Here is a 17413-nt window from a genome sequence, read left to right on the forward strand (position 1 = left end):
AACCCTCCCCTAAAGGGAGAGGGCTTTAAAAGAAAAAGCGACGAGTAATGCTACACTCATCGCTTTTTTTATTTCTAACAACATCCAATTTTTAAAGTCTCACCCTTTAGGGGGAGATTTAGAGGGGGCTTACTTCAGCTTACCCAGCGCCGCTTTTACCCTCGGTATCAAAGCTTCTATCTCGCTAAGCGGGGTTGCACCTACTGATGCACGGAACCAGTTCACGTCATCGCCCGTACCGAAGGCCGAAAACGGAACAAAAGCAGCCCCGGCCTCTTTAATCAAATAAAAATTAATATCTGCCGAATCTTTCAGCACTTGGCCATCGGGAGTGGTTTTCCCGCTGTAATCTATCTTCAGGGTAAGGTAGATAGCACCCATAGGTTCAATCGAATCTACATTTAAACCGCTGGCTTTCATCTCCTGGAAACCTTCATGCAGGGCAGTAAGGCTTGCCTGGATCTTTCCCTTTAAGTCATCAAGATAACTGTTTACATCAGCTTCATCAGTTAAAAATTTGGCCATAGCCATCTGTTCAGGCTTTGGCGACCAGGCACCCATGTGGCCTACAATGGCTTTCATGTTCTCGATAACCAATTCAGGGCCGAAACCCCAGCCTACACGTACACCGGTTGCAGCAAAGCATTTTGAACCACCATCAACAAAAATGGTGTAATCTTTTAATTCAGGGCGAAGCGTTACCGGATCGTAATGTTTATGCTCGCCAAAAGTTAATTGCGAGTAGATTTGATCGTATAATAAATACAATGGTTTCTCACCTGCCGCACGGCTCTTGTTTTCGGCTATTACAAGGTCGCAGATCTCTTCCAGATTTTTTTTGCTGAACATAGTACCGGTAGGATTTAAAGGCGAACACAGCGCCAGTAAAGCCGCTCCTTTTAAATGCGGTCGGATATCATCTGCCGTAGGCATAAAGTTATTTTCGGGAGCTGTAGGAATGATCACCGCATCAGCATTCAGCAAATCGCTGTAATGGTTATTGTTCCATGATGGTGCAGGGAAAACCACTTTCTCGCCAGGGTTAACTACTGCTAAAAATATAGAATAGATGAGCGGGCGCGAACCTCCTGAAATCAGGATCTGGTTGGGTGCATACTCAAGCCCCAAGCTTCTTTTTAAGAACCCGCTTACACTCTGGCGCAGATCAAGCATACCATCGGCAGCAGGATAGTTGGTTTGATTATGATTATAAGCATCAATGATCTTATCCTTTAAAGGAGCAGGGATAGGATAAATATTAGAGTCAAAATCGCCGATGGTAAGGTTGGCGATATTCTGGCCTTGTCGTTTTAATTCGTTGATCTCGCCCGCAATCTTGATGATCTCCGAGCCATGTAAATTTTGAGCTAATAAGGAAACACTCATGGATTTATGTATTTATGAGCGGCAAAGATACGGGAAAAGGTTAAAGGAGGAAAGGTCAAAGGCGAAAGGTTGAGAAGAGGGCGAAAGCTGAAAGGATGCAAGGCAGGGGAAAGGATAAAGGCAAAAGGTGAAAGGTTTATTTTAGGTATTGCAAAAAGCTGTATGCTTATAAAAGAAAACCGTTCGCCTTTGACCTTTCACCTAAAAGAAAAAAGGTCAAAAGCAAAAAAGAAAACCTTTTGCCTTTGACCTTTCGCCTTTAACCTAATCGCTGCGCGATTAAAGATAAGCTTTACGCAGTTTAATGATCCGCATCCAGTGCATGAGCTTCATGACAGGGTAAACCGGGTCTATCTCAAACCATTTAGCTCCAAAGTTAGCTTTATTAGGATGTTTGTGATGATTGTTTTGAAACAGTTCGCCAAGCATCAGGAAATCAAATGGTGTAGTGTTCTTTGATTTATCGCCGTTATCAAAATTTTGATAACCGTATTTATGGCCGCACCAGTTAACAATAGCACCGTGAATAGGGCCCATTAAAAAGTGAATAGGGATTAGCAGGTACATCCACCATGCCGTAGCAAACTCTACATAAAACAAAACATACAAAACACCGAAAGAGATACGCGACACAATTGATGAACCTATAAAGTCAACAAAGCGCCATTCGGGAATATTCCCCTTAAAACGCTCTTCCGGTTCCTTCAGCTTCCTTACATGCAGGCTATAGCTTTTAGCCGTATATACCATCATCTGGAAAACATCCTTAAAAAAGTGAGGCGAATGCGGGTCTTTTTCAGTATCGCTATATGCATGATGTTCACGGTGCATAATGGCGTAAGCCCTTGGGTTCAGGAACGATGATCCCTGGCAAATGTACGTAAGCAGGTAAAAAGTCCCTTCATAAAACTTATTGGTTGTGAACATTTTGTGAGATGCGTACCTGTGCAGGAAGAACGTTTGAAAAAATAGCGACAGAAACCAGTGCGCTATGAAGAATATGATAATAACCATTGAATTGTAGAAAATAGACTTATTTATAATCTTTCCAAAGATACAATTTAAAGCCTTATAAAGTTTTTAATATGTGAATAATGATAGTGGCAGCCATAAAAAATGCCGTTCCTGGTATAGAAACGGCATTTAATTAAAAAAGTTATTTTACCGGAATTATAATAGTTCAAACTGTTGGGCCAACAATCGGTACGATTCCAGCCGGTCTTCAAAATTTTCGGTAATAGTAACAGCCATAATTTCATCTACTTCATAATCATTGGCAAGCCAGCTTAATTTGAGCTTTAGCTCGGTAGGTGAGCCGGCAATTACGCGGTAACGGTTATAGCGAATGCGCTCCTGCTCGGCCGGTGTATATTCCGCATCCTTCACATCATCGTAACTTAGCGGAACTATAGGCCCGCCTTTTTCAAACTGTAAAAAGCGATGGTCCATCACGGCCTGGTGCTGCCTTACTTTTTCTTCGTCCTCCGAACAGAAGATAAACACCGCTACATTGGCCTGTGGCTGTTGCAGATCGTCAGATGGCTGAAATCGGTCCCGGTACATCTTAACACTTTCGGGCCCACCATTAGGGTTAATGAAATGAGCAAATGAAAAGCCCATACCAAAATGTGCCGCAAATAAACCACTTTGCCCGCTTGAGCTTAGCAGCCACATGTTGGGCACTGTTTTCACTTGAGGAATAGCCCTGATGCGCGCCTGTATGGTTCCCGGCTCGTAGGTATCATGAAAGTAGTTTTGCAGATCGGCCAGTTGTTCAACAAAGTCTTGCTCCTTAAACTGGTTTGAGGGGTTAAGCGCGGCCGCGGTGATCCTGTCGGTACCCGGAGCACGGCCCATGCCCAAATCGATCCGGCCGGGGAACAGCGCCTCAAGCATCCTGAAATTTTCGGCAACTTTAAGGGTGCTGTGGTTGGGCATCATTATGCCTCCCGACCCCATGCGCATATTTTTAGTTTCACCTGCCAGGTGGGCCAGCAGTACCTCAGGCGTTGAGCCTGCTATAATACCCATATTATGATGCTCCGAAATCCAGAAGCGGGTATAGCCCAGGGTATCGGTATATTTTGCCAGCTGTATGGTTTCTTGTATGGCCTGCTCGGCAGTAGCGCCTTTTCTTATCGGCGACTGGTCGAGCACGCTCAATTTGATCTTATTTGTGCTCATATATATTCTGAACACAAAAATAAGCATCGGGTTGCAGGCGGGCTTTACATCCCGGCTTTTATGGCATTGCGATTACTATTTTGAAAGCTTAAAGCTGAACGCCAAAAGTGGAAAGCTAAAGCTAACATACTAACTTCACTTTTGGCTTATATGTATTTAATAGACCTAAAGGTGCGGCATTTGTGCGTGTTTATAAGCCATTACGCGGCACCCAGGCCTGGCTTTTGATGAGCCATTTACCACTCACTATTCTTAACACAAATGAAAAAGCGCCCTGTTCTTCAAAATGTTCGCCGTTTACAAGGCCGGTATACTCAACAGGGGCTATAAGGTAAACTATCTCTTCGGTTTGCTGAAAAGTTTTGATGCGCTGCAGATCGACCTTGAAATCCCTAATTTTAAAATCTTTAACGGCCTTTTGTACCGAATTTATCCATTGCACACCGGCCAGTTGCCCATTCCATGAAAAGGGAGGTTGTTCATCGGCCACAACGGCATTGGGTGCATACAGTTCGGAAACTGCCTCTATATTAAAGGTGCCCGAAGCTTTTATTACTGTTTCTATAACCTGACGCACCTCGGGTTTTAATTTGGCTACAGTATCGGCAGGCAGCACTCTTTTTGCCGAAGTTGCCATAACAGATAAACTGCTCATAAACATGCACAGGCATAAAAGGGGTAATAAATGCTTTTTCATGATCTTAACAATTTTGCACTTTATGCTTAAGGCCGTTCAATATACGAATAAGCTTGTGTAAAAATACTTTTTGATTGTTATTGTTTAAGAAGATCAAACGCTGGGCCTATTTTGTTTTGGCATTCATATAGTCAATGGTCAAGTTGCATAAAGCTTTCACTCCTAAACTAAACCCACTTTCATCGATATAAAAATCGGGCGTATGGTGCGATGGCGCTTTTAGCGGATCGCCACCTTTTGGCATGCCGCCCAAAAATACAAACAAACCCGGTACCTTCTCCTGGTAAAAACTAAAGTCTTCAGCACCGGTTACAGGCGGCCGCAACAGCACATTGGCTGCACCGGCAGTTTGCTGAAGGCTTGGCAGCATTTTTTGCGTAAGTTCAGGATCGTTATAAGTTACGGGATAGTGGTTGCTGTAAGGAATTTTTACCGTAGCTGTTGCCCCTTGTGCTTCGGCTGTTTTGGTGGCAATTTCTGTAACACGCGTAATCAGTAGTTTTTCGTCGGCAGGGGTAAAGGAGCGAAGTGTGCCGAGCATTTCAACCGATTCGGGGATGATGTTTGAACGGTTTCCTCCTTTTATGGCGCCAACGGTAACTACCGCCGGGTTTTCGGTTACATTGATATTGCGACTAACTATGGTTTGCAGAGCATTGATGATCTGTGCGGATGTGACAATCGGGTCAACGCTCGACCAGGGATAGGCCCCGTGTGCCGATCTGCCTTTTACAATGATCTGCATGTCATTAACCCCGGCCATTGTGCCGCCTGGCCTGTAAGTGATTTTCCCAACCTCAGTTTGCGAGTTGATGTGCAGCCCAAAAACCACGTCGACTTTAGGATTTTCCAGCACCCCTTCTTTAACCATTTCCTCGGCTCCGCCTTTTTGTCCGGGCTCAACACCTTCTTCGGCGGGCTGAAAAATGAATTTCACGGTGCCGTGCAAATCTGCCTTTATTGACGAAAGCACTTGTGCAACGGCCATCAGTATAGCCATGTGCGAATCATGCCCGCAGGCATGCATCACGCCAACTTCCTGCCCATTATAGGTGGTTTTTACTTTGGATGCAAAGGGCACTGGTGTACGCTCGATAACAGGCAAACCATCCATATCTGCACGCAGCGCTACCACCGGGCCGGGATGCCCGCCCTTCAATGTCCCCACCACACCTGTTGTAGCTATGCCAGTTGTTACCTCAATACCTAATGATTGTAAATGCTTAGCAATAATAGCTGAAGTGCGCACCTCATGGTTACCTAATTCGGGATGTTCATGAAAATCGCGGCGCCAGGTTGTTACCTGATCCTGCAGGGCATCGGCTTTTGAACTTACTTGTGAGCGTAAAGCGTTTTTTTGCGCCATAGTCTGTAGCGTACATATACATAATGATAAAATAAGGCTTGCTTTCATACGGGTTGTTTGGAGAAAGTAATATAAGCACAATAGTTTAAATATGGGAGATGCTGAAAGCCATTACCAGGAGAGATTACTTTTAACCAGAACATAGACTGAAAAACAATAAATGAAAAATTTTCACACTAATTTTTACGTATTAATCGAATTACACGAATTGAATCAATTTAAGATTCGATTAATTGCCGGTAGGTTGCAAGCGTTGACTTATTCAGATAGTTAAGCGATATATAGTTTTGGGTTGGATTGACTTTACTAACGAGGGGGGTTAACAGGGTTAACAGAATTTCGGGTTAACATTTGCCTAGATTTCTGATAATCAATAAATTAAGTGATTTTTATGCAAAAAAAGTGTTAACCCCCCTTTTTGTATAAATATTATATGCCAAAGCTATAATGCAAGGTCAAGTGTCTTTCGCTTGAACTACTATCAAAGTAGACGTCCGCGCTTACGTTCATAACGTAATACGGGAGCGTGGACGCTCCATTAGAACAAACGATCAAGCGCAGACGCTTAATCGTGCGCATACTTTCGATTACTTACTTACGTTGATCAATTACAAGTCCCTCTAATTCAAAAATGCCCTTAATCTATCCCGTTCTACTCCGACATTTTTATTACCTTAAGCCCCTCACATCACAAAATATCTGCAATGGCACTTTTAGGCAATTTAGGCAATTACAAAAACTTCGGACTGCTGATCATCCGTATCGGGCTTGGTATGATGTTTATTTATCACGGCTACCCTAAACTTATGGGCGGCACCGAAAACTGGAAAGACATTGGCGAATCAATGAAATATGTTGGCATTCATTTCTGGCCGGTGGCTTGGGGCTTATTAGCTGCGGTAACCGAATTTTTCGGCGGCTTTCTGCTCATCATCGGGCTGGCATTCAGGCCGGCTTGCATCTTAATTTTTATCACCCTTGTAGTTGCGGCGCTAATGCACCTGCGTACAGGCGGCGGGCTCGGCGATGCCGCTCATGCCATTGAAGATGCCATTGTGTTTGCCGGCTTAATATTTATTGGCCCTGGGAAATATAGCATAGATAAAAAATAACACATCAATTTAACATTAAGGCAACCCTTTTCAATACTATCAATTAAAATATTTATAAAATACCGTTAAAACACCTATTGGCACGAAACATATTGATTTGTGATATTTATAAAAAATATATCACAAATCAATATGAAAAAACAATTATTATGGGGCATGCTGCTGTTAATGGCGGGTTTTAGCTCATGCCAAAAGGATGCTTTTAAACCTGTAAATCAAACATCGGTAGGTAGTAAAGACAAATTAAGGGTTGCCGCAACTAACCCGGGAACCTATAACGAGCTAACATTATTGGCCCGCCAACCAGGAGAAAATTTTGACACTTATGTTGGAAACTGGGGCGGTGTAAGCATTAAAATGCAGGCCACTCCTACCTGGAATCATGATCAATATCCCAACCTGGTAAATGGCGTACCTTGCTCAGGCGGAGGATACACCGTAGGCGATCAAAATCAAATAGCAACTTCCACAGCAGGCGGACAAGACTTTTTTATCGTCGGTGTCGCAACTGCAACGTTTACTGCCAGACAACTATTTAACAGCGATGTAACTACCTATATTGCTGCCTTGGATTCTTATATTCAATCACATACACCCAGCTCTGTGATACCTCAGGCGTCAAGTTACATCAAAACTACATATAGCGATGGCAATCCAGACCCACATTTTGTTCAGGTATCGGGGAAATTAATCAGGATTACAACCGGCTCTCATTTTGCTTTTGCATCAATTGATTATCCAACCCCATCACCAATACCACCAGCATCTGCAGGTAAGCTATTAGGGGGAATTTATGATCCCAATAATTCATCAGTAATATATGAAGTTTATGGATCATCTGGTTATGTAACTTCAGGTAGCCCAAATGTCAAATCGGTATCCGGTACTTACACCCAAACAAGCAATCCTAATATCAATATAGTCACTGTAACTATCACACGTCTCGACGGCAGCTCATTTCAACTTAATCAATACACAACTATAGACGTAGAATAATATAAATACAATAGTCTCAGTGCAACTAATAGGTTATAGAAGCAAAATCTTGTAGCATATTATGATTTATTAAAGCCCGGCTCGATTACCGGGCTTTATTTTTTTACTGATTCAAATAATCCCCTAACGCTTTCAGGTAATTATCGTCTATATCCCCCTCATTATCTGAGAAAAATTTCTTTACCTTGTCAGCGTCTGCCGGAAAAGCAGCTTTTATAGCTTTGCTTTTTAGCTCTACCTTTTGTGGTTGTGCCCCGGCTTTTACTATATAATAAACAGCTTCATCTTTATATTCATCGTAGTTGTTGCCGCTTGATGTAATACCATTGGTTGAAAAACTGGCTTTTATAAACGTGGTACCAAGGTCTTTATAAATTTTGTATTTACTGCCCGACGATAAAACCTGCACATACTTTTTAGGGTTGATGGCCGGCACATCTTCAAAAACATAGGGTTGTGCATTTTCATCAAACAGCGTAAAACCCTTTATTTCTTCTTTTACAACAATCATGGCCGTTTTTTTAGTACGGGTAAATATTAAATTTCCGGCTACCTTGTCGTAATTAAAAAGGTATACATCACTTTGCTTGAGCGAATCTTTCGGAGTTATTCCAAAGCCGTGAACCCAGTCGTTAAATAAAAACCGGCTGCCATGCAAACCTTCCTGCCCGGTACCAATCCTGTTGATAGATACGTTATGATCTACAATGTTATCGTCCATCTTAAAAAAGTTAACATTGCTTGTTTCGGCAGGGGCATTATTGCTTACCGAATCGCCGGTCATGACAACTTTAATATTTGTTTGGCTATTGAGGTTAACTTTTACCTCGTTATGAAAATTGGCTGTTATAATCAATTTTGAAGCAGGATCGGCCTGAAGGCTGAATGTGCCATTAGGATCTGAATAGGTTGCATAAGGATGCTGGGAATCGCTTACAAAGGCAAATGGAACTGGTTTGCCTTTTGAATCCGTTACTGTACCGTTAACAGCAATAGTTTGTGCAAAGCTTAATTTACTAATTGTGATAAGGGTGAAAAAAAGTATCTTTTTCATGTATTTCAATATAAGGTTTATGTAAGGCCGAAAAGTTAAAGAATTTGATAGAGAAAGCCTTGATTTTATTGTAACATATTTATCGCCTTTACCGTTTTTATGCTAAGATATATCACGATAGAGGTATTATAAAACTCACAAAAAAGCCCAAAAAAAGCCGACCTTCATATTGAAGATCGGCTTTTCTATAGCTTCAAAAAAAGATTGTGTGCCTACTTATTAGCTACCTTTTTGATTTATAAGTAAAGGTTTCATCAAAAGTCGTACGGTCAGCTCCGCCTTGAGTCATGATGTATTTAACTTTAAATACCGACCCAACGGTACCCGGAGTACCAGTTGTAAAGGCGTTTACACCAGTAGGATCAAGTCTCGCACCTCTTATGCGGCTTGGAGACGGATTTCCATATAAATTTGTTACTCCTGTTATCTTATTAGTCGCAGGATCAAATGTAAAGATTGGCGCGAACTCTCCATACGAACTTGGAGCTCCAGCGTTAAGAATTTTATGAAGGAAACTACCTGCGTCCTCATCAAAATACCCATTTGAGACAGCTCCTTGAGTAACCAAACCAACTTTATAAGGATAAGCACCAGAAAATGCCGGACTCGTATTATCACTTAAAGTACCGGTAACCGTATATATGCCATCGTACTTATTTTTAACCTGAACGTTGAAAATAACAGTTTTATAATTACTTATCTGCTGGCCGCCACCATCGGTAATAGTTATAGGTAAAGCATAATCTTTACTTGGATCTATTAGATTAGTTTTGAAATTAATAACCAAATTAGCTGAGTTCTGATTGGCAGGAATGACAACCGATAATGTTGAAGTGTAATCTTCAGCTGGTAACAATTCGTAACTTGTTTCATTATCCGTATTATACTTGGTCAATGCAGCCTGATCAACTGATAATTTCACTGTTAAGTTTGAAGACAATGTATGTGGAGCAGCCAAATTCACCATCAAATTTAATGGTATTGGCGTTGATGAAATATCAAACGCTACTGGCTGAAACAATCCACCGCTGCCCCCGACATTCGCCGCAGATGGCAACTCCACAAGCGGCTTAGCACCCGCAAAGTCAACGTAATGCTTGTCATCTTTAAGGCATGAGCTAAAAGCCGTCATGGTAACCAACGCGGCTAAAGCTAATTTTATATATAATCTCGTTTTCATTTCTTTTCGTTTTAAATGTTATTTAGCCCAAAATATTTTAGAGGTAAATACCGATATAGTGCCTTCGCCGGCTACGTTTGCCGCGTTTGTTTGATATTCAACCGAAGGATAAGGGATGCGTGTTACCTGATTAGGTGGATTAGCACCAGGATAAACTGAAAGCGGGATATCATTAGGGTAACCCGTACGGCGAAACTCGTTGAATGCCTCAAACGCACCGTAAATAGCAAGCGCCTTCCATTTTTCGGTAATAATAGCTTGTTCCTGTTGCGCATCGGTGCCGGCAGCCGGATATGGATTGGCAGCAATATAGGTGTTTGCCTGCGCTGTGGTTAAGCCAAGATCAGCATATGATGCAGAGATCCCTGCATTATATAAATTAGCCGCACTTAAACCGCCGGTTGTAATATAACCGCTTTTAACACCTTCGGCCTGTAAAAATAAACCTTCAGAAGCCGACATGATCACAGCATCCATAGTTGCTGATTTCAATAAGCCGCTACCAACTTTACTTGGAGCTACGGCAGGAGGTTGAGTTACTCCCAATGCTGTTGCACTGATTGCTCCGTTAGTAGTGGTGTAAACTGCAAAACCACGAACATCACTATTAGAGGTAAGCACTGTAGCACCGTAGCTATTAGCCTGGTATTGGTTTTTGTTGGCTTGCGCGCCGCCGTTTTGGGTAGTACCATAGTTTCTCCAAAGCGGGCTTTGCTGACCGCCGGTAGCATCGCTGTTCAAATAGCCAGGGTTTACAGTAGCCGGGGTAGTAGCATCAATATAACCGATGCTTTGAGTTGCCGCAACAGCCGCCTTAAGTGCACTTGTTTTTGATGTTATATTACTTTGGCGTAATGCAATACGTAATTTAAGGGTATTGGCAAATTTTAACCATTTGGTCATATCACCTTTGTACATGATATCTTCCGTACCTGGAGCTGCAGGAGGTACAGCAGCTTTTTGAGCAGTCTGGATCGCTGCAATAGCCGCATCTACACGTTTTAACAGATCATCATATATATCCGAGCCTTTGTCATATTTAGGGTTCAGGTTTTGAGTTCCCTGTAAAGCCTGGGTATATGGTACATTGTTATAGTTATCAACCAAAGCCTCATAATCAAATGCTATCATAATTTCAGCAATAGATTGATAGTAAGGATTGGTAGTTGAGGCCTTCATTGCGTTATAGTTTGCAATGTTCAGATACAGTGGTGTCCAGTAATCATAACTGGCTGATGTTATCTGATATGAAAGCAAGGCGATATTCGGTTGATAGCTTGTGCTCCAGCTCAGGTAACCCATCCAGCAGGCGTAATTAACGTAAGTGCCGAGTCCGCCCGGGCCAACGTTATTGGTGATATCCGCTGTTATTTTTAAAGCACCGGTTAAAGCCAGCTTAGGCGTTGTTGTTACCGGTTGGTTGGGGTTGGTCGACAACTCCAGGTAGTCCTTTTTGCAACCGCTTCCCGCTAAAGCAAGCGTCGCAAATATGATAGATAAATACTTTTTCATTGTTAAATTAATTAAAATGTCAGTGTTAAGTTAGCACCATAAATACGGCTTGCCGGCATTTGCTGGGTGCTGTTAACGCCAATATCACCGTTAGTAGCACTGTTAGCAAACTCTGGGTCAACCCAGTTATTGGTTTTAGGCCTCCACATAAACAAGTTACGACCAATTAAAGCAAAGTTGGCACGTTTGATAAAGCCTGACTTTTTGATCCATTTTGAAAGATCGAATGATAAGTTAGCTTCACGCAATTTCCAGAATGCACCGCTGGTTACATAGGTAGATCCTGACTGATAGAATGCACCATTATCCCAGAAACCTAAAGCTCCGTCCTGAACACTTACAGTAGTGTTTGGCGTATAAACCGGGTTAGCAGCGGTTCCTGTGTTGATAACAGAGTTCGGGAAAATAAAACGCTGACGGTCTGAAGATACAGAGAACTGAGATACACCGGCAGCAGTTGCTGATTGCAAGCTTTGGCTGAAGATCACGTTACCAGAACGGTACTCTTCAGTTACAGACAAAGTGATGAATTTGTAGCTTACAGTTTGAGTTAAACCTAACACGTATTTAGGAGTAGTTTGACCTGCATTAACCAGGTTAGGGTTAGCTGATGGATAACCAGTAACAGGATCAACAATAGCACGGCCTTGCGGATCGCGGTTGATATCAGTAACATACAATACGCTATATGGCTGGCCAACAACTGCGCGGGTGTTAGCAATGGTGTAACCACCTAATGAAAGCTGTTTGGTTTCGCCGAATAACGATAACACTTTTGAATTTTGGATAGCAAAGTTACCGCCTAATGTAACACCAACACCTGTTTGTGTTTTTTGTAATGGAGTTACATCTAACTTAAACTCGTAACCGGTATTTTGTGTTTCACCAATGTTAAGTACGGTGCTTGTGTAACCGGTGGTTGGAGATACCGAAATTGGCAAAGTTTGATTTTTGGTATGTGTATTGTAATAAGTTGCATTTAAATTGATGCGGCCATCAAGGAAACCTAAATCAGCACCAACCTCAACCTCAGAAGTTAACTCTGGTTTCAGGTTTTTGTTGTTAAGGGTTGGGCTTTGGCTTAATGCACCTGTATTACCGTATGGGAAACCAGATGTTGAAGTGAAGGTATTCAATAAGCTATATGGGCCTACGTTCACATCACCTACACGGCTGTAACCGCCCCTTAATTTACCGTAGCTGATGATCTTGTTGTTTTTTAAAGCATCAAAAGCTGAGGTAAATACGAATGAACCTTTTACTGATGGATACCAGATAGAACGGTTAGCACCTGAAAGCCTTGAATCATGGTCGTTACGTAAAGTACCCTCGATGAACGCAAAATCTTTCCAGCCTAATGACAAGTCACCAAAATAAGCCACCTGGCGAATTTTGAATGTACCCTGTGTTGCACTTGGAACACCTAACAAATAGCTAACGTTATAAAAATTGTTTACCAATAAGTTATTGGTTCCGTTCTGAACGTAATCAGCATATTCCTGCCAAATTGAGTTACCAAGCAAGAAGTTTGCTTTTAACTGATCATTGAAAAATGATTTGTGGAAGTTGGCCAAGAGATCTTGTTGTAAACGATTGTAGCCTTGCGGACCTGCAAAGTTATTGTTGGTTGGGATGCTACCGTCACCAAATACTTTTACATTGCTTACAGTACCCGGATTAATTAACGCACCATAGCTTGAGCCAACAGTACTGCCACCGTTTGTAGGGTCGCTCAGTGCATAAGGTGTGTAGTCAATTTCGGCACGCCTGTTTTGTTCCTGGTAAGTACCACCGTTGTAGCTTAAACGATAAGTACCGTCAAACCATTTTGTTGGGGTAATAATGCCGTTAAAGCTACCATTAAACACATCCGTACGTTTGGTAAGTCTTGAGTTATTGATACTCCAGTATGGGTTAATACCATAAGAGTTAAAGTAAGTGCTTGGATCAGCAAATGGTTTAGTTGGGTCTTTATAGTTCTGTAGCGGAACCCAGCTTGGTGTATTAAATATGGTACTTAAGATATCGCCATAATTACCATAAGTATCGGTATTGCCTTGTGAAAAGCTCGCTGTTGCATCAACTTTAAAAATACCGGCAGTTTTGGTACCGGAGATCCGGAACTGCGTTTTGTTGTATTTGTCTTTTGGAACGATACCTGTCTGATCTAAACGGAAAGCGGTAAAGTTAAATGAGTTTGCCGCGTCACCTGATGAATATGAGATGTTGTTTTGATCGCTGTGACCGGTATTGAAGAAACGACGGGCATAGCTTTGACCTTTAGGTGATTGGTATGGGAATGACTGAATAGTGCCATCCTCCAGCGGGATACCTAACATTTGCATGTGACCATCATAAGCAGGGCCATATGATTGGTTTTCGTAAGGAACGGTAGTTGTGATAAAACCGGTTACTGCATCCTGGTAGGGAGCACCTTCACCACCGTAACCACCAAACTTGTTTTGTAAAGCAGGCATGTATGCAACTGACTCTAATAAGTAAGTATTTGAATAGTTAATGGTTGGCTGACCGCTGCTGCTGCCGCGTTTAGTAGTAATAACCAATGCACCGTTTGATGCCTCAGAGCCGTAAAGGGCCGCCGCACCTGCACCGTTCAGTACGTTAACGCTTTCAATGTCGTCCGGGTTAATGGTAGTAACCTCGTTTGGAGATACCGGTGTACCGTTTAATACAACCAACGCGTAGTTGTTACCGATAATGTGACGGTTACCACGCAGGGTGAAACGGGTATCGGGGTTAAGACCGTTGTTCACAGTACTAACAACCAAACCGGCAACCTTAGCTGTTAAACCGTTGGTAAAGTTGGTAGGGCGGGTTTCGGTAAGTTGCTTATTTGAAATGTTTGTGGCTGCATAACCAAGCTCTTTTGCCTGGCGCTTAACACCCAACGCACCTGTTACCTGAACCTCACCAAGACTTTTTGCTGATGACTCCAGCACTACATTCAAAATAGTTTTGCTACCGCTGGGAACTTCCTGCGAAGCCATACCAATAAAAGAGAAAACGAGTGTTGAATTTGCCGGAACGCTGAGAGAATATTTACCGGCTGCGTTGGTTTGGGTACCCTGTGTGGTCCCTTTGATTTTTACTGTTACTCCCGGAATGGGTAGGCCGTCGTCTTTGGCCGTAACCGTACCAGTAACTGTACGGTTTTGTGCGAATACTTGCGTCATAGACAACACAAGTAAGCACAAACTTACGAGTAGAAGTTTTTTCATTTCGTTAATAATAAGATCAGTTAATAGTTAATTAATCATAAAAGTAATGTTACGTTATCAAAAAGTCAAGTAATTTCTTTGAAAACGTCATTTTTTTTTCAAAAAACTAAGATTCAGCTAAAACAATAATAATTATAGTACTATGTATTGCATAATACAATCTAAAACATATATCTTTGTATTATGATCGTCGAAAACACCCAAACCCAAATGAGGAAAGGCATACTGGAGTATTGCATTCTCTCCATCATAGCTAAGGGCGAAACATATGCATCAGACATAATTGCTGAACTTAAGAAAGCCCAACTGCTTGTAGTTGAGGGTACTCTGTATCCTCTTTTAACCCGTTTAAAAAATAATGGCCTGCTCACCTACAACTGGGTCGAGTCAATTTCCGGGCCGCCCCGAAAGTACTATGTGCTCTCGGACGAAGGCCGCGCCGTACTTGAACAATTAGACAAAACCTGGCAGGAACTGGTATTTGCTGTTCAAACAGCTATCGGGGACAGAAAATAGAAAAACCTACTAACTCACCATAATCATGAACAAAACAATTATCATAAATATAAACGGCATGGTTTTTCATATTGAAGAAGATGCCTACGAAGTATTGAAGAATTATATGACGGATGTAAAGCGTCATTTTTCTACTTCGGCCGATAGCCTGGAGATCACCACCGACATTGAAAACCGCATTGCCGAAATGTTTAACGAAATCCTTGCCCGTGACGCCAAACAAGTTATTGTGGAAGCAGACGTTAAGGAAGTTACCGAGCAGATGGGCAGCGTGCAGGATTTTGAAACTGCCGAAACCGATGCCAAATCTGCCGGTGGAAATCCGTTTGAGTACAACACCGAACGCCGCAGGCTTTTCCGCGATCCGGATGATCACCTCATCAGTGGTGTATGTGCCGGTATTGCCAATTATTTTGACGTTAACCCGGCCTGGGTAAGGCTGGCCTTTGTTATCTCAACGTTTTTTGCTGCCATGGGCCTTGTTATATATGTAATACTTTGGATGGTTGTCCCGAAAGCTATCACCCGTGCCGACCGCATGGCCATGAAGGGCGAAAAGCAGGATCTGAAAGGTTTTAAAAAGAACTTTGAAGAAGAGTTGAGCACCGTACGCGAAAACCTTCAAAACTTTAAACATGAAGCCAAACCTTTCATTTACCAGGTGCGCGACCTGATCAGCGATATTTTTGAACATCTTGGAGCCTTTTTAAGAGGTACCGGTAGTTTACTTGGTAAACTATTGGCCGCGGCCGTTTTATTGGCCTGCCTCGGCATGACTATAGCGCTCATCGTTTCGCTTATCGCTTTGTTTGCGGCAGGTAATATGGGCATCTATCACCTGTTTCCGTTCAACATAACTAATCACCAGGCCAACGGCATTTTTATGGTGAGCGGTTTCCTGGTGTTATCTATACCGTTATTGGCCATTATTTTATCAACTATAGGCTTTCTGTTTAAAAAAGCTTCATTTAACCGCTCAATTGGTACTACCTTGTTATGTATCTGGTTAGCCTCGCTGGGCGCAGTTTCATACTATGGCGTAAAAACAGCAGCAAGCTTCCGCGAGGGTGGTAAGTTTACGCAAACGGTTAAACTTAAGCCAACTGCAAACAATACTTATTATTTGCAACTAAATGATACCAAGTATTTAAGCAACGAAGACAGTACCCGCCTTAAAATAAACGAGCGCTTTAAAGGCATGATCATTTTAGATGATGATTTTAATGGCGATGACATGCCAAACCGCAACGTTAACATCGATATTGAAAAAAGCGACGTGCCACAACCTGTGCTTATCGAAACCTTCAGCGCCCGCGGCAGCAACCTTGAGGAAGCTTTGATCAACGCTCGCAGTGCCTCTTATCGTTTTGAGCAAAAAGATTCGGTATTAAATTTCGACCGTCACCTGGAAATGCCTCAAGGCTTTTTATGGCGCGGGCAGGAACTACACCTTACGCTTAAGGTTCCTCTTAACGCTAAAATTGTTATTGATCAAAAACTCGACCGCAACATTAACTTTAATATCTATGAGTGCAAAAGCGACGGCGACGGCATCACCACTGCCACCTATATCATGACGGCAAACGGGCTGGAATGTAAAGTTGACCCGGTAAAGGCGGCCAAATTGAAAGCCGATAGTTTAAAAGCGCTCAGACAGGAACAAGATACCTTACAGGCAAGCCCCGATACCGCAAAAGCACAATAAAAGCACCGTCCTATGAAAAGCATTTTTAAATATATAAGCCTGCTAATTTTTAGCGGGCTTATTATTCCTTTTTATTTTATGTTGCAAGCGGGAGACAAATCACTTTTAAACAACAGGATAAGCAATGGGGAGGCAAACATTCCCTGCCAAAATGAAATGCCAATTACTTTCCGGATTATTAAGGATATCGCAAAAAATTTAATGCCCGCATTAAAAAGTGAAAATAATCTGTAACCTATACCCCTGTTTTTGCATCTTAATGTAAAAAGCAACACAATTACCACTTCCGGACAATCCGGCAATATAAATTTAGTAAAGTCAAAAAATGGCCTAAAAGCCAGGTGGGATTGTTTTGCCAAAAATTTAAATCAAAAACATGAACACTATGAAAACAATCGCCTATATCTCTTAATTACTAAAACCTTAAAACCGGAAAAACCACACCGGAAACTAAAGAAAACTTATT

Annotated in this window: 14 protein-coding genes; 5 read left to right on the forward strand and 9 right to left on the reverse strand. The window is 42.1% G+C overall.

What is annotated here, in order from left to right; all coding sequences use genetic code 11:
* Positions 1-129: 129 nt before the first annotated feature.
* The 5 genes from ACEN9X_RS10430 to ACEN9X_RS10450 all read right to left on the reverse strand — a co-directional run bounded on the left by ACEN9X_RS10430 (position 130) and on the right by ACEN9X_RS10450 (position 5633).
* Entirely contained in the window at positions 130-1386 is a 1257-nt protein-coding gene (locus tag ACEN9X_RS10430; RefSeq protein WP_413670311.1) for a pyridoxal phosphate-dependent aminotransferase, read from the reverse strand.
* Positions 1387-1665: 279 nt separating this feature from the next.
* Complete coding sequence (locus ACEN9X_RS10435; RefSeq protein WP_413670312.1) at positions 1666-2400, reverse strand: acyl-CoA desaturase; 735 nt, start codon at positions 2398-2400, stop codon at positions 1666-1668.
* Between the two features lie 156 nt (positions 2401-2556).
* Complete coding sequence (locus ACEN9X_RS10440) at positions 2557-3570, reverse strand: LLM class flavin-dependent oxidoreductase (RefSeq protein WP_413670313.1); 1014 nt, start codon at positions 3568-3570, stop codon at positions 2557-2559.
* Positions 3571-3760: 190 nt separating this feature from the next.
* Complete coding sequence (locus tag ACEN9X_RS10445; protein ID WP_413670314.1) at positions 3761-4267, reverse strand: DUF4440 domain-containing protein; 507 nt, start codon at positions 4265-4267, stop codon at positions 3761-3763.
* 106 nt (positions 4268-4373) lie between these two features.
* Complete coding sequence (locus tag ACEN9X_RS10450; RefSeq protein ID WP_413670315.1) at positions 4374-5633, reverse strand: amidohydrolase; 1260 nt, start codon at positions 5631-5633, stop codon at positions 4374-4376.
* A gap of 704 nt (positions 5634-6337) precedes the next feature.
* Here ACEN9X_RS10450 and ACEN9X_RS10455 point away from each other — a divergent pair.
* Positions 6338-6745, forward strand: a complete 408-nt coding sequence (locus ACEN9X_RS10455) for a DoxX family protein (RefSeq protein WP_413670316.1) — start codon at positions 6338-6340, stop codon at positions 6743-6745.
* Between the two features lie 132 nt (positions 6746-6877).
* A complete protein-coding gene (locus ACEN9X_RS10460; RefSeq protein ID WP_413670317.1) occupies positions 6878-7741 on the forward strand; it encodes a hypothetical protein in 864 nt (287 codons plus the stop codon).
* Between the two features lie 103 nt (positions 7742-7844).
* Here the strand turns inward: ACEN9X_RS10460 and ACEN9X_RS10465 are convergent, their stop codons facing one another.
* The 4 genes from ACEN9X_RS10465 to ACEN9X_RS10480 form a co-directional block, all read right to left on the reverse strand.
* Positions 7845-8795 carry a carboxypeptidase-like regulatory domain-containing protein gene (locus ACEN9X_RS10465; protein ID WP_413670318.1) on the reverse strand — a complete coding sequence of 317 codons (951 nt, stop codon included), beginning with the start codon at positions 8793-8795 and terminating at the stop codon, positions 7845-7847.
* A 223-nt stretch (positions 8796-9018) separates the two neighbouring features.
* On the reverse strand, positions 9019-9975 hold the full coding sequence (locus ACEN9X_RS10470; protein ID WP_413670319.1) for a DUF1735 domain-containing protein: 957 nt from the start codon (positions 9973-9975) through the stop codon (positions 9019-9021).
* An 18-nt stretch (positions 9976-9993) separates the two neighbouring features.
* Positions 9994-11487, reverse strand: coding sequence for a SusD/RagB family nutrient-binding outer membrane lipoprotein (locus ACEN9X_RS10475; RefSeq protein ID WP_413670320.1), 1494 nt, complete (start codon positions 11485-11487; stop codon positions 9994-9996).
* 11 nt (positions 11488-11498) lie between these two features.
* Positions 11499-14681, reverse strand: a complete 3183-nt coding sequence (locus tag ACEN9X_RS10480; protein WP_413670321.1) for a SusC/RagA family TonB-linked outer membrane protein — start codon at positions 14679-14681, stop codon at positions 11499-11501.
* Between the two features lie 228 nt (positions 14682-14909).
* Here ACEN9X_RS10480 and ACEN9X_RS10485 point away from each other — a divergent pair, with 228 nt between their 5' ends.
* Genes ACEN9X_RS10485 through ACEN9X_RS10495 form a run of 3 tightly spaced genes read left to right on the forward strand, consistent with a single transcriptional unit; the run spans position 14910 to position 17181 of the window.
* Positions 14910-15242 (forward strand): PadR family transcriptional regulator, encoded by a 333-nt coding sequence (locus ACEN9X_RS10485; RefSeq protein ID WP_090532189.1) that lies wholly within the window; start codon positions 14910-14912, stop codon positions 15240-15242.
* A 25-nt stretch (positions 15243-15267) separates the two neighbouring features.
* Positions 15268-16947 (forward strand): PspC domain-containing protein, encoded by a 1680-nt coding sequence (locus tag ACEN9X_RS10490; protein ID WP_413670322.1) that lies wholly within the window; start codon positions 15268-15270, stop codon positions 16945-16947.
* Positions 16948-16959: 12 nt separating this feature from the next.
* On the forward strand, positions 16960-17181 hold the full coding sequence (locus tag ACEN9X_RS10495) for a hypothetical protein (RefSeq protein WP_413670323.1): 222 nt from the start codon (positions 16960-16962) through the stop codon (positions 17179-17181).
* The last annotated feature ends 232 nt before the right edge of the window (positions 17182-17413 follow it).

This window comes from Mucilaginibacter sp. Mucisp86, from assembly GCF_047324315.1.
Classification (GTDB): Bacteria; Bacteroidota; Bacteroidia; order Sphingobacteriales; family Sphingobacteriaceae; genus Mucilaginibacter.

Excerpts from the sequence above, each read along its gene's own strand:
- ACEN9X_RS10445 (WP_413670314.1), bottom strand. The coding sequence starts at position 4,267 with ATGAAAAAGCATTTATTACCCCTTTTATGCCTGTGCATGTTTATGAGC.
- ACEN9X_RS10490 (WP_413670322.1), top strand. The coding sequence starts at position 15,268 with ATGAACAAAACAATTATCATAAATATAAACGGCATGGTTTTTCATATT.
- ACEN9X_RS10480 (WP_413670321.1), bottom strand. The coding sequence starts at position 14,681 with ATGACGCAAGTATTCGCACAAAACCGTACAGTTACTGGTACGGTTACG.
- ACEN9X_RS10470 (WP_413670319.1), bottom strand. The coding sequence starts at position 9,975 with ATGAAAACGAGATTATATATAAAATTAGCTTTAGCCGCGTTGGTTACC.
- ACEN9X_RS10495 (WP_413670323.1), top strand. The coding sequence starts at position 16,960 with ATGAAAAGCATTTTTAAATATATAAGCCTGCTAATTTTTAGCGGGCTT.
- ACEN9X_RS10430 (WP_413670311.1), bottom strand. The coding sequence starts at position 1,386 with ATGAGTGTTTCCTTATTAGCTCAAAATTTACATGGCTCGGAGATCATC.
- ACEN9X_RS10475 (WP_413670320.1), bottom strand. The coding sequence starts at position 11,487 with ATGAAAAAGTATTTATCTATCATATTTGCGACGCTTGCTTTAGCGGGA.
- ACEN9X_RS10450 (WP_413670315.1), bottom strand. The coding sequence starts at position 5,633 with ATGGCGCAAAAAAACGCTTTACGCTCACAAGTAAGTTCAAAAGCCGAT.
- ACEN9X_RS10435 (WP_413670312.1), bottom strand. The coding sequence starts at position 2,400 with ATGGTTATTATCATATTCTTCATAGCGCACTGGTTTCTGTCGCTATTT.
- ACEN9X_RS10440 (WP_413670313.1), bottom strand. The coding sequence starts at position 3,570 with ATGAGCACAAATAAGATCAAATTGAGCGTGCTCGACCAGTCGCCGATA.
- ACEN9X_RS10455 (WP_413670316.1), top strand. The coding sequence starts at position 6,338 with ATGGCACTTTTAGGCAATTTAGGCAATTACAAAAACTTCGGACTGCTG.
- ACEN9X_RS10465 (WP_413670318.1), bottom strand. The coding sequence starts at position 8,795 with ATGAAAAAGATACTTTTTTTCACCCTTATCACAATTAGTAAATTAAGC.
- ACEN9X_RS10485 (WP_090532189.1), top strand. The coding sequence starts at position 14,910 with ATGATCGTCGAAAACACCCAAACCCAAATGAGGAAAGGCATACTGGAG.
- ACEN9X_RS10460 (WP_413670317.1), top strand. The coding sequence starts at position 6,878 with ATGAAAAAACAATTATTATGGGGCATGCTGCTGTTAATGGCGGGTTTT.